13 protein-coding genes are annotated in these 12,435 nt (G+C 65.1%); 3 read left to right on the top strand and 10 right to left on the bottom strand.

The features are described 5' to 3' along the window. Positions 1-19: 19 nt before the first annotated feature. The 3 genes from FJW10_RS03375 to FJW10_RS03365 are packed head-to-tail and all read left to right on the top strand — an operon-like array spanning position 20 to position 2,653. Entirely contained in the window at positions 20-781 is a 762-nt protein-coding gene (locus FJW10_RS03375; RefSeq protein WP_140898779.1) for an SURF1 family protein, read from the top strand. After that, positions 778-2,130, top strand: a complete 1,353-nt coding sequence (locus FJW10_RS03370) for an ATP-binding protein (protein ID WP_140898392.1) — start codon at positions 778-780, stop codon at positions 2,128-2,130. The genes FJW10_RS03375 and FJW10_RS03370 overlap by 4 nt, the downstream gene beginning before the upstream one ends. Next, positions 2,120-2,653, top strand: a complete 534-nt coding sequence (locus FJW10_RS03365) for a response regulator transcription factor (protein WP_181177394.1) — start codon at positions 2,120-2,122, stop codon at positions 2,651-2,653. Before FJW10_RS03370 ends, FJW10_RS03365 begins: the two co-directional genes overlap by 11 nt. Positions 2,654-2,665: 12 nt before the next feature. On the opposite strand, the gene doeB is transcribed toward FJW10_RS03365, so the two are convergent. From doeB to FJW10_RS03315, 10 genes are all read right to left on the bottom strand, one after another. Then, complete coding sequence (gene doeB / locus FJW10_RS03360) at positions 2,666-3,670, bottom strand: N(2)-acetyl-L-2,4-diaminobutanoate deacetylase DoeB (protein ID WP_140898388.1); 1,005 nt, start codon at positions 3,668-3,670, stop codon at positions 2,666-2,668. Positions 3,671-3,674: 4 nt separating this feature from the next. Further along, complete coding sequence (gene doeA / locus FJW10_RS03355) at positions 3,675-4,853, bottom strand: ectoine hydrolase DoeA (protein ID WP_140898386.1); 1,179 nt, start codon at positions 4,851-4,853, stop codon at positions 3,675-3,677. A 36-nt stretch (positions 4,854-4,889) separates the two neighbouring features. Next, on the bottom strand, positions 4,890-5,882 hold the full coding sequence (locus FJW10_RS03350) for a cyclodeaminase (RefSeq protein WP_140898384.1): 993 nt from the start codon (positions 5,880-5,882) through the stop codon (positions 4,890-4,892). Beyond that, positions 5,879-6,868 carry a hydroxyectoine utilization dehydratase EutB gene (gene eutB, locus FJW10_RS03345; RefSeq protein ID WP_181177393.1) on the bottom strand — a complete coding sequence of 330 codons (990 nt, stop codon included), beginning with the start codon at positions 6,866-6,868 and terminating at the stop codon, positions 5,879-5,881. The genes FJW10_RS03350 and eutB overlap by 4 nt, the downstream gene beginning before the upstream one ends. Before the next feature lie 5 nt (positions 6,869-6,873). Further along, the gene (eutA, locus tag FJW10_RS03340; RefSeq protein ID WP_140834245.1) at positions 6,874-7,650 is read right to left on the bottom strand and encodes an ectoine utilization protein EutA; all 777 of its coding nucleotides are present in this window, start codon (positions 7,648-7,650) and stop codon (positions 6,874-6,876) included. Between the two features lie 5 nt (positions 7,651-7,655). Further along, on the bottom strand, positions 7,656-8,315 hold the full coding sequence (gene ehuD, locus FJW10_RS03335; RefSeq protein WP_140706240.1) for an ectoine/hydroxyectoine ABC transporter permease subunit EhuD: 660 nt from the start codon (positions 8,313-8,315) through the stop codon (positions 7,656-7,658). Further along, positions 8,315-8,974, bottom strand: a complete 660-nt coding sequence (gene ehuC, locus FJW10_RS03330) for an ectoine/hydroxyectoine ABC transporter permease subunit EhuC (RefSeq protein WP_140898382.1) — start codon at positions 8,972-8,974, stop codon at positions 8,315-8,317. Before ehuC ends, ehuD begins: the two co-directional genes overlap by 1 nt. Positions 8,975-9,178: 204 nt before the next feature. Continuing rightward, positions 9,179-10,030: an ectoine/hydroxyectoine ABC transporter substrate-binding protein EhuB gene (gene ehuB / locus FJW10_RS03325; protein WP_140834085.1), complete on the bottom strand. Its 852-nt coding sequence runs from the start codon at positions 10,028-10,030 to the stop codon at positions 9,179-9,181. A 90-nt stretch (positions 10,031-10,120) separates the two neighbouring features. After that, on the bottom strand, positions 10,121-10,906 hold the full coding sequence (gene ehuA / locus FJW10_RS03320) for an ectoine/hydroxyectoine ABC transporter ATP-binding protein EhuA (RefSeq protein WP_140834087.1): 786 nt from the start codon (positions 10,904-10,906) through the stop codon (positions 10,121-10,123). A 135-nt stretch (positions 10,907-11,041) separates the two neighbouring features. After that, positions 11,042-12,427 carry a PLP-dependent aminotransferase family protein gene (locus FJW10_RS03315; protein WP_140898380.1) on the bottom strand — a complete coding sequence of 462 codons (1,386 nt, stop codon included), beginning with the start codon at positions 12,425-12,427 and terminating at the stop codon, positions 11,042-11,044. Positions 12,428-12,435 lie beyond the last annotated feature (8 nt).

The following is a 12,435-nucleotide window of genomic DNA, read 5'->3' as shown; positions in this document are numbered from 1 at the left end:
CAAAGTCAAGGCAAAGGACATGATCGGCCGGACAAGTACTGGCTCTCATGCCGTCTCGAAGGGCTCTGCGTCGCGATTCTTGCTTGCGCTGGCTGGGCTTCTCGGCGTCGTGGTGTTTCTCGGGCTCGGGATTTGGCAATTGGAAAGGCGGGTCTGGAAGCTCGACCTGATCGCTCGCGTCGACCAACGCATCGATGCTCCCGTCGTCGATGCGCCCGGGCCGCGGGACTGGAGCGGGTTGAGCGCGCCTGACTACGAATATCGCCATGTGCGGTTGACCGGGCGCTTTGAGGGCGGTGCCAACACGCTGGTGCAGGCGGTGACTGTGCTTGGCGGCGGCTATTGGGTGCTGACGCCGATGCGCGGCGACCGCGGTTTCACGGTCCTCGTCAACCGCGGCTTCATCCCGCAGGAACGCAGGGCCGAGTTCGAGCGGGAGGGTGGCGGGTTCACCGCGACGGCGACGGTCGACGGGCTGTTGCGCATCAGCGAACCGCGCGGCGGTTTCCTGCGCAGCAACGATCCGGCGGCCAATCGCTGGTATTCGCGCGACGTCGACGCCATCGCAAAGGCGCGCGGTCTGGCGGATGTCGCACCGTATTTCATCGATGCCGGAGCGTCCGAGCCAGCTGGCTGGCCGCGCGGCGGGCTCACCGTCGTCACCTTCCGCAACAGCCATCTGGTCTATGCTTTGACCTGGTTTGCCCTGGCAGTGATGCTGGCGATCGCCCTCGCCAGGCCGATCTTCGCCGGACGTCGGAAGCGAGACGCGGCAAGATGAACATCTCGATCGCGCGGTTTCATCGCGACAAACCGATCTTGACGGTTCCGGCCGCCGGACAGGGAGGCGCCGCCTCGAATTCCGACGTGACGAACAGGAAGAACCTGCTGCTCCTCATCCAACTGCGCTGGCTGGCGGTGGCGGGGCAGGTGCTGACCGTCCTGGTGACGCAATACTGGTTCTCGATCCCGCTGCCGCTCGCCGAGATGGCTGGCGTCGTGCTTTTCCTCGTCGGGCTCAACATCTTCAGCCTGCTGGCCCTGCGCGGCAATCGTCGCATCTCCAACGCGCAGCTCTTCGTCGCGCTGATCTTCGACATGGCGGCGCTGACGACTCAGCTTTACCTGAGCGGCGGCGCCTCGAATCCGTTCGTGTCGCTCTATCTGCTGCAGATCACGCTCGGTGCCGCTCTGCTGGCGCCATGGTCGACCTGGATCCTGGTGGTGGCCGCCTCGGCCTGTTTCGTCTTCCTCATCTTCGTTTTCCAGCCGATCGCGATCCCGCATCATGGCGGCAGCGACCTCCTGGCGCTGCATCTGCGCGGCATGCTCATCTGCTTCGTGCTTGCGGCCGGCCTGATCGTGATCTTCATGACGCGCATCAACCGCAACCTGCGCGAACGCGATGCCTACCTCGCCGACCTGCGCCAGCGTTCGGCCGAGGAAGACCACATCGTGCGTATGGGCCTGCTGGCCTCGGGCGCCGCGCATGAACTGGGCACGCCGCTTTCGACAATATCGGTCATCCTGTCCGACTGGCGCCAGATGCAGGGCATCAAGCGCAACCGCGAGCTTTCCGAAGATGTGGCCGAGATGCAGGCGCAGATCGAGCGCTGCAAAAACATCGTCACCGGCATCCTCATGTCCTCCGGCCAGGCGCGGGGCGAGGGCACGATCCGCACCACGATCCGCCGCTTCCTCGACGATCTCGTGCAGGAGTGGCGTTCCAGCCGCCAGCCCTTCAAGCTGGATTACAGCAACGGTTTCGAGCCGGACGAGCAGATCGTATCCGACACGGCGCTGAAGCAAGTGATCTTCAATGTGCTCGACAATGCGCTGGAAGCATCGCACGATTGGGTCGGCATCACTGCCGAGCGGCAGAATGAGAAGCTGGTGCTCTCCGTCGAGGATCGCGGACCGGGTTTCGACAAGGATATTCTGGCCGCGCTCGGCCAGCCCTATATGTCGAGCAAGGGGCGGCCAGGCGGCGGCCTGGGCCTCTTCCTGGTGTTCAATGTGGTGCGCAAGCTCGGCGGCGACGTTTCGGCGCGCAACATGGCCGAGGGCGCCCGCGTTATCCTTTCGCTGCCGCTGGCGGCGCTGACCGATGGAGACGATCGTGACATCTGATCGATCCTTGTTTGTCGTGGAGGACGATGCAACCTTCGCGCGGACGCTCAAGCGTTCCTTCGAAAAGCGCGACTACGATGTCGTGGTCTGCCACGATCGCGACGCGCTGCTCGTCGCGCTGGAAACGGCCGTTCCGGTCTACGCCGTCGTCGATCTCAAGCTCGGGGCGGGATCGGGTCTCGAATGCGTCAAACTGCTCAGCGCCCGCAATCCGTCGATGCGGATCGTCGTGCTGACGGGGTTTGCCAGCATCGCCACGGCTGTCGAGGCGATCAAGCTCGGCGCGTGCCATTATCTGGCCAAGCCCGCCAACACCGATGACATCGAAGCCGCCTTCGGCCGCGCCGAGGGCGACGTTTCGGTGCCGCTCACCAGCCGCCCCACCTCGATCAAGAACCTCGAATGGGAGCGCATCCACGAAACGCTGGTCGAGACGGGCTTCAACATCTCCGAAACCGCGCGCCGGCTCGGCCTGCACCGGCGCACGCTCGCCCGCAAGCTCGAGAAGCGCGTGGTGCAGTAGCGACGCGCCGGGCTACTGCTCGACGGCCACACCCAGCACCGAGACGCAGTCGCCCGCCTTGACCAGGCCTGGGAAGTGACGCGCGGCGAGCAGCCCCGACATCCTGGCCCTGATCTCCCGCGGCGTCTGCCCGGTGCGCCCGACCGGATGGATGCGCGCCACAACCTGGCCGTCCTCCACGGGCTCGCCGAGATCGACCATCGTCTCGATCATGCCGTCATCCTCGGCGAAGGCGAAGCAATCGCCCGACGGCATGTCCAGCCACTGGGTTCTGCTCTTCTCGACCGCACCGTCGACGATGCCGGCATGGCGGAGCACGTTGAGAATGCCGCGCCTGGCAATCCGCACCGTCTCGGCGCGAGACGTTCCGCCGCCGCCGAGTTCGGTGGTAACGAAGACCTTGCCCATCTCCTCGGCGGCCGTGTCGTACATGCCGACCGCGTCGATCTCGGTCATGCGCATCGAGAATGGCGCCGAGAAAGCCTCGACCGCGGCGAAGGCCTTCTTCTCCTGCGCCTTGTCTGGCAGCGTATGCGCGGCGCAGAAGGGCACGAAATCCAGCGTCTTGCCGCCGGAATGGAAGTCGAAGACGATGTCCGCGCGGGGAAGCAACTCGCGCTGGAAATAGTCGGCGATCTTCTCGGTCGCCGTGCCGTCCGGGCGGCCGGGGAAGGAGCGGTTCATATTGCCCTTGTCGATCGGCGAGGTGCGCGTGCCGGCCCGGAACGCCGGATAGTTCATCGCCGGCACGATGATAACCGTGCCGGAGACGTTTCTCGGATCGAGCGTGCGGGCGAGTTCGTAGAGCGCCAACGGCCCCTCGTATTCGTCGCCGTGATTGCCGCCGGTCAGCAGTGCCGTCGACCCCTTGCCGTTGCGCACGACGCAGACCGGGATCATCACCGAGCCCCAGGCGGAATCGTCGCGGCTGTAGGGCAGGCGCAGGAAGCCGTGCTGGACGCCGTCGCGCTCGAAGTCGACGGTCGGTGCGATCGGCGACGGACGCAAAGCGGACATCGGCTCAGTCCTTCACAAAGAGCTTGCGCGGCACATTGGCCAGGCATTCGACGCCGGTGTCGGTGATCAGGATCGACTCTGTGATCTCCAGCCCCATCGTCTCCAGCCACAGGCCCGTCATGAAATGGAAGGTCATGCCGGGCTTGAGCTCGGTGCGGTCACCGGGACGCAGGCTCATGGTGCGCTCGCCCCAATCCGGCGGGTAGGACAGACCGATCGAGTAGCCGGTGCGGTTGTCCTTGACGATGCCGTATTTCTTCAAGACGGCGAAGAATGCGTTGGCGATGTCCTCGCAGGCATTGCCGGGCTTGGCGGCGGCAAGGCCTGCTTCCATGCCTTCCAGCGTCGCCTTCTCGGCATCGAGGAATTCCTGCGTCGGCTTGCCGAGGAAGACAGTGCGCGACAGCGGACAGTGGTAGCGGTTGTAGCAGCCGGCGATCTCGAAGAACGTGCCTTCGTTCACCTTCATCGGCTTGTCGTCCCAGGTGAGATGCGGCGCCGAGGCGTCCGCTCCCGACGGCAAGAGCGGCACGATCGCCGGATAGTCGCCGCCGATGCCGGCGACGCCGCGCGTGCCGGCATCGTATATCTCGGCGACCAGATCGCATTTGCGCATGCCGACTTCTACTTTGTCGACGATGCGCTGGTGCATCGCTTCGACGATACGGGCGGCGTTGCGCATGTACTCGATCTCGGTCGGGCTCTTCACCGCGCGCTGCCAGTTGACCAGCGCGGTGGCGTCGGCGAAACGGGCATTGGGCAAATGCTTCTGCAGCGCCGCGAAGGCGGCGGCCGAAAACCAGTAATTGTCCATCTCGACGCCGATCGTGAGCTTGTCCCAGCCACGCTCGGCCAGCACGCTGGCAAGGTAATCCATCGGATGCCGCTCGGTCGACTGCACATAGTGGTCGGCGTAGCCGATGATGTTGTCATGCGCGAGATAGGCGGTGCGCTTGGCGCCGTTGGCGTCCTGGCCGCGGCCGTACCAGACCGGCTCGCCGGAAGGCGGCACGATGACGGCCTGATGCACATAGAATGACCAGCCGTCATAGCCTGTCAGCCAGGCCATGTTGGAAGGATCGCTGACGATCATCAGATCGACGCCTTTAGCCTCCATGGCTTTTCGCGTCTTGGCGAGGCGATCGGCAAATTCGCTCCGCGAGAATTTCAGGTTTGGCTGCATTTTGTTGTCCTCGTTTGTTGGGCCTGGCGGCCAGCATCAACTTTCGAAATTGAGCCCGGCATTGGTGGCGCGCGCACGGTCGCGAGCCAAAGTGGCGATTGCCGTGTCCTGCACGCCGGTGCCGGTGAGATCGGCGATGGTGATGTCGCTGGCCGAGCGCCGTCCGGGCTTGCTGCCGGCGATGATCTCGCCGAGTTCGGTGACCTCAGCGTCGGCCGTCATCACGGCAGCCTCGATGGCGTGATGAAGTTCGCCCAGACGCCGCGTCTGCTTGGCGCTGTCGGCGACATAGAGATCGGCCATGCGCAGGATCGCCGGCGCGATCTCGTTCTTGTGCTCGGCGTCCGAGCCCATGGCGGTGATGTGCTGGCCGGCGGTGACGAAACCGGCCTTGATCAGCGGTTCGGTCGCCGGCGTGGTTGTGACGATGATGTCGGCGCGGGCTGCCGCGTTCGCCGCATCCGGCTCGGCCCGCACGGCAATGCCCAGTTTCTTGCGCAAGCGCGCGGCGGTCGCCTCCGCCTTGGCGGCGTCGCGCGCCCAGATGCGCGCTTCCTCGATCGGCCGCACGAGCCGCAGCGCTTCCAATTGCAGGCCGGCTTGCAAACCGGCGCCAAAGATCGCCGCGACCTTGGAGTCTTCGCGCGACAGATGCCTGGCCGCGACCGCACCAGCGGCGGCGGTGCGGATATCGGTCAGATAGCCGTTGTCGAGCAGCAACGCCTCGACCACACCGGTCTTGGCTGAAAGCAGCACCATCATGCCGCCGCCGCTCGGCAGGCCCAACGTCGGATTGTCGAAAAAGCCGGAGCTTATCTTGACGGCGAAACCGTCTATGCCGGGCACATAGGCGGACTTCACGTCGACCTCGCCGCGATGCTCATGAATGTCGAGCCTGAGAATCGGCGGCATCGCCACCGGCAGCGTGGCCAGGGCACGAAAAGCGTTCTCGACGCAGGCAACGGCGTCGAGGTCGAGTGTCACGATCTTGTGCAGATCACTCTCGCTGAGAATTGTCATCCGGCTCATGCGGTGCGCTCCGTTGCTGTGGCCGCCTCGCCGCAGACAATGCGACGATGCAGAGCCATGTCGATGTTGTGGCCGGAGAGGATGAGGACGGTCGGGCCGTTCGTCGAGACCTTGCCGGCAAGCAGCGCGCCGATGCCGACGGCGCCGGCGCCTTCGACGATCTCGCGCTCCTGCTCATAGGCATGGCGGATACCGGCGGCGATCTCGTCCTCGGCAAGCAGGACGACGTCGTCGAGCAGGTCCCGGCACATGGCGAAGGTCAGTCGGTTGTCGAGGCCGATGCCGCCGCCAAGCGAGTCCGCCAATGTCGGCAGTTCCTCGACCTGCACCGTGCGGCCGGCATCGAGGCTGGCTTTCATCGCGGCACCCAGCGCCATCGAGATGCCAATGACTTTGGTGCCTGGACTCACCCCCTTGACCGCCGCCGCGACGCCGGACGCCAGCCCGCCGCCGGAGAGCGGCACCAGCACCGCCGTGGTATCTGGAACCTGCTCCATGATCTCCAGGCCAAGCGTGCCTTGGCCGGCAACGATATCGGGATGATCGAAGGGCGGCAGCATGACCAGCCCTTCCTCGGCCACCAAGCGGTCGACCTCCTGCTGGGCGTCGTCCTGGCTGTTGCCGACGATGCGGACATCCGCGCCGAGGCGACGGATGGCGTCGAGCTTGTTTTGCGGCACCAGCTGCGACATGCAGATCACCGCGCGGACACCTTCGAGCTTCGCCGCATGGGCCAGCGCGCGACCATGATTGCCGGTCGAGGCAGCGACGACGCCGCGCGATTTCTCATGCGGGCTCAACGCGGCGATGGCGTTGGAGGCGCCGCGCAGCTTGAACGCGCCGGTGGTCTGGTGGTGTTCCAACTTGAGATGAACCGGGCTGCCGGTGCGCTCCGACAGGCTTTGCGACAGCACGCAGGGTGTCCGCTCGATCTTGCCGGCAATGCGTTCGCGCGCTGCGCGAATATGCTGAAGCGTAACTGGCATTTCGATCACTGCGCCAGGGGCTTGGTCCACAGCCGGCCGAACTCCGGTCGCGGCGTGTCGTCTCCGCACAGCCGCAGGCAGTTCCAGGCGCTGGCCTGGTTGCTGGTGACGACCGGACGCCCGATCGCCTCTTCCATGCCGGGAACGGCGAGCGCGGCGCGCAGCGCGGTGCAGGAGACGAACAGCGCATCGGCCTGGGGATGCATGACCTTGCGCGCCATCTCGACGAGGGACACCGGCGTGATCCGCGCCATCTCGCGGTCGTCCTCGAAGCCGAGGCAAGAGAAGCTCTGGATGTCGAAGCCGTGTGACGCGAAATAGGCTGCCATCGGCCGGCTGGTCTCGACGGTGTAGGGCGTGAGGATGCTGATGCGCTTCACGCCGAAGGCGTTCAGGCCGCGCATGCCGGCCATCGGCGGGGTGACGACGGGAACGCCTGGCTTGGCCGCCTGGATGGCAGCTTCGATCTCGGCATCGCCGATCACCACGGAGGCCGAGGTGCAGGAGTAGCAGATCGCATCGAGCGGCTCGTCCGGCAGGATGAGCGCCGCGCCGGCCGAAAGCGACGGCTGCATCTTGCGCAAATTCTCCGGCGTGGTCGGGTTGGCGTAGGGGATGCGCGCGACATAGACGCCGACGCGTTCGCTCGCCACCATGCGGCGGAAATCCACCTCGCTGGTGTGGTCGGTCGCAAGCGCAATCAGCCCGACGCGCTTTTGCAGCGGACGCGCGTCCAGCGCGGGGCGCGCCGTTTCGAGGCGGATCTCAGGCAAAGGTTTCATGACTTTCATCTTTCGATCCTGCCATAGCGATGCTCCAGCCAGCGCAGCAGAACGACCGAGCAGAGGCTGATGACGAGGAAGAAGGCGCCGACCAGCGTCATCGGTTCGATGTAGCGGTAATAGGTGTTGGCGACGCTCTTGGCCTGGTTCATCAGTTCCAGCACCGTGATCGCCGAAAGCAGCGGCGTCTCCTTGAACATGGCGATGAAATAGTTGGCCAGGGCCGGGATCATCGGCGGGATCGCCTGCGGCAGAATGATGTGCGTCCAGGTGTGCCGGCCATTGAGATTGCAGGCCTTGGCCGCCTCCCACTGGCCGCGCGGCACATTGTCGATCCCGGCGCGATAGACCTCGGCCGTATACGTGCCGTAGTGCAGGCCAAGCCCGATGACGCCCGCCACCAGCGGCGGCAGCAGGATGCCGATGTCGGGCAGCACGTAGAAGATGAAATAGAGCTGGACCAGGAGCGGCGTGCCGCGGATGAACTCGGCGAACCAGCCGACCCCGCGTGCGACGATCCGGTTCTCCGAGCGCCGCGCCAGCGCGATCCCAAGCCCCACGATCGCGGCCAATATCGAGCCGAGCACCGTCGCCAGGATGGTGATCTTCACCCCTTGGATCAGGGTCGGCATGATCTCCCAGACGAAGTTCCAATCCCAGTCCATCAGACACGCACCCCATCAAGCCCGCGCGCCATGCGGCGTTCCAGCGTGCGAACGCCCCAGGAGATGATCAGCGCCAGCGCGAAATAGATGACCAGCACGCAGACGAAGGGCATCAGCGTGCTGCCGGTCTGCGAGCGGACTACCTGCGCCTGGAAGGTCAGGTCGGCGAGCGAGATCAGCGAGACGACCGACGTCGCCTTGAGCAACTCGATCGCGTTGTTGCCGAAGGTCGGCAGCATGACCAGCAGCGCCTGCGGCAGGATCACGTGGCGCATGCCTTGCCAGCGGCCGAGATTGAGCGCCGTGCAGGCCTCGTATTGCTCGCGGGCGACCGACAGGATGGCGCCGCGCACCACCTCCGCCGCGTAGGCGCCGACATTCAAGCCCAGCGCCAGCACGCCCGCCTGCAGCGGTGTCAGCGACAGGCCGGCGAAAGGCAACACGAAATAGGCCCAGAACAACTGCACGAAGATCGAGGTGCCGCGGAAGAATTCAATGTAGACCGTGGCGATCGCGCGCAGGATGAAGAAGCGCGACACGCGCCCCATGCCGGCAAGGAAGGCCATGATCAGCGCGAGCACCGACCCCATCAGCGTCAGCTCGATGGTGACAAGCGCTCCCTGCAATATCAGGCCGAGATAGCCGGACCACTGGGTCATAGGGTTCCAACGTTTGCGGTTAGCTTCCTTCTCCCCGTAAACGGGGAGAAGATGCCGGTTTGCCCTCCGTAGCTGCAGCACAGCTGCTGCGCAGGACGGGCAGGCGGATTGGGGGCAGCGCTAACCTTGAAATGCTTGCGCCGCCCCTCGTCCGGCTCTTCGAGCCGCCTTCTCCCCGCAGGCGGGGAAAAGGCAAAAGAGCGTTTACTTCGCCGAGCAGAGCTTCTCGCGCGTCGTCGACATCGCGGCCGCGGCCGAGAAGCCGTAAGGCTCGATGATCTTGGCGAACTCGCCGGACTTCTTCATCTTGGCGAGCTCGACATCATAGGCGTCGCGCAGCGCCTCGTCGCCCTTCTTGAAGGCGGCGCCGTCGCAATAGACCGGCGCGCCGACCACCGGGGCGATGACGTCGAGGTTCGGGTCGTTGGCCTTCTTGACCAGGTCGTTGATCGAGAGCACCGGCAGCGAATAGGCGTCGATGCGGCCGTCCTGCACCATCTTCAGACCGCTCTGGCCGTCCGGCACGACGATGACGCGGTCGCGCGGCACGCCGGCATTCAGCGCCAGCTTCTCCTCGGTGCCGCCGCCAGGCGCGCCGACGGTCGCCGATGTATCCTTGGCGATGTCCTCATAGCTCTTGAAACCCTTCGGATTGCCCTTCTTCACCAGGAGCGCCTCGGCATCGCAAAGCACCGGCTCGGAATAGGCGACCGCCGCGCAGCGCTCCGGCTTCATGAACAGGCCCGCGGTGACGACGTCGAAGCGGCCCGCCTGCAGGCCGGGGATCATGGCGCCATATTCTGAGATGGAGGCCACGACATCCGCGACGCCGAGCCGCTTGAAGATCTCGCGCGCAACGTCCGGAGCCGCGCCCGAAACCTTGCCGTCGGCGGCCACCGCCGTATAGGGCGGCTCGTTGGCGATGGCGAGGCGGGCGAAGCCCTGCGTCTTCAACTGCTCGAGCTTGCTGTCGTCGGCCGAACCCGCGCTCGTGGCGGCGAGCATGGAGGTCAGCGCGAGGCCGGCGACGCCGGCCAGAATGGCAAGTTTCTTCATTGTTCCCAACTCCTTGTTTCTCTTCTTGGTTTGCTCGATTGCGGCGACTGCATCGCCTCGGGACGACTGCGTCGCCCGTTTGCATTGCGGTCAGACACGATGTCCGGCCGCGATGATCTTCTTCAGGAAGCTCTGCGTTCTTTCCTGTTTGGGATGGCGGAAAATCTCATCGGGCTTGCCTTCCTCGACGATCCTGCCGCGGTCGAAGAACAGCACGCGGTCGGCGAAGTCGTGGGCGAAACCCATCTCATGGGTGACGAGCAGCATCGTCATGTCGGTCTCGGCGGCGAGCTTGCGCATGACGTTGAGCACTTCCTCGACGAGCTCCGGGTCGAGGGCCGAGGTGACCTCGTCGAACAGCATGATCTTGGGCGACAGCGCCAGCGCCCTTGCGATCGCCACGCGCTGCTTCTGGCCGCCGGAAAGCTGCGCCGGCATCGCCTTCGCCTTGTCGGCGAGGCCGACCATGTCGAGCAGCTCCATCGCCCGCTTCTCGGCGGCGGCGCGCGCGACGCCCTTGGTCAGCATCGGCGCCAGGGTCACATTGTCCATGACGCATTTGTGCGGAAACAGATTGAAGAGCTGGAAGACCATGCCGATCTTCTGGCGCATCCTGGCCAGATGCCGCTCGTCGGCCGGCAGCAGCCGGCCGTTGCGCTCCATGTGGTAGAGCTGCTCGCCGTCGACCTGGATGTGACCGCCGTCGATCTTCTCCAGCGTCATCAGGATGCGCAGGATCGTCGTCTTGCCGGAGCCGGACGGACCGATCAGCGCCAGCTTCTCGCCGGGCATGACCTGCATCGACAGGCCGTCCAGCACCTTGAAGGCGCCGAAGCTCTTGGAAATCGCATCGACCTTGATGATGGGCGCGGGCAATCCATGTCCTCGTCTGGAGAAGCCTATGCCCTTAACGATGCGAAACGTGCTAAATCATGTCAATTGGGAAAATAATATCATGACAATATTTCCAGCGCGGCGCAATTTCAGGGCAATCCGAATTCCATTTGTGCATCAGATGGCGAGCAGGAGATGCTCCGGATCGCCGAGCAACAGCTTGGCGACAACGCTCAGGCCCGCGCGCAGTTCCCCTTCGGTGGTCGATCCGAGAGAGATGCGCACGGCCGGATGCCATGGCGTGTGGGCGATGCGGAACGACGTGCCCGGCGCGATAGCCACGCCGCGCAGGCGCGCCTGCGAAACAAAGCTCTCCTCGGCGCGGTCGCCCGGCAGTTCGAGCCACAGATGCAGCCCGTCGCGGTGGACGCGATAGTCGACGCCTGCCAGCATTTCGGCGGCAATCTCCTGGCGCCGCTTCAACGCCTGACGCTGCCAGTTGACCAGTTCCATCGCCGTGCCGTCGCTCACCCAACGCGTCGCGATCTCGGCCACCATCGGCGTCGCCATCCAGTTCGAGACGAGATGACGGTTGGCGACGGCTGCGACATAGCGGTCCGGCACCGCGAGGTAGCCGATGCGCAGGCCGGGCACGGTAATCTTGGTGAAGGAGGTGACGTAGAGCGTGCGCTCCGGCGCAAAGGCGGCAACCGCCGGCGATCGGCCTTCGACCAGCGGGCCGAGCACGTCGTTCTCGATGATGGCGATGTCGTGCTTGCGGGCAACCGCCGCAATCTGCTCGCGACGGGTGGCATCCATCAAGGTCGCCGTCGGGTTAATCACCGATGGCTGGACGAAGACTGCGCGAATGTCTGACAGGCGGCAGGCCTCGTCGAGCGCTTCGGGGATCAGCCCGTTGCCGTCGATCGGCAGGCCTTCGAGGTTGAAGCCGAGATAGCGCGCAAGCGGGATCAACGTGTGGTGGCCGATCGCCTCCGTGGCGACCGTAGAGCCGGGCGGCGCCACGCTCATTAGCGCTACCGTCATGCCGGCGGTGGCGCCGTTGGTGAGGTTGATATTCTGTGGCGATGCCTCCAGCCCGCAGAGCTTCAGCCATTCGACCGCGACGGCGCGGTGGCGCGGGAAAACCATGTTCGGCCGGAACGACAGCGCCGAGCTCGACGGCAGGTTCTCGGCCAGCCAGCCCAGTGCTTGCTTCAATTTCTCAAGATGCATCGGCTCGCAGACCGGCTTCAGGATCGAGAGGTCGATGACCTCGCCCAGCCGTTCCGGAATATAGGGCGGCTCCGGTTCCCTGCGCTGTGTCTGCACGAAGCTGCCGCGGCCGACCTCGCCGGAAATCAGCCCGCGCCGGATCAGTTCCTCATAGGCGCGGCTGACGGTCTGTACCGAAAGCTTCAGATCGTCCGCCAGCCGGCGGTGCGTCGGCAGCCGCGTGCCGTTGGCCAGCCGACCATCATGGATGGCGCGCGCGAACTGGTCGGCCAGCGAGAGATAGGCCGGGCGGCGGATGAGAGCAGGATCTGGCTGCCAAAATGTCATGACTTATT

It is taken from the genome of Mesorhizobium sp. B4-1-1 (assembly GCF_006439375.1).
Classification (GTDB): domain Bacteria; phylum Pseudomonadota; class Alphaproteobacteria; order Rhizobiales; family Rhizobiaceae; genus Mesorhizobium.
The sequence above is the reverse complement of the archived record's forward strand: the minus strand, read 5'-3'. Positions and strand labels throughout refer to the sequence as shown.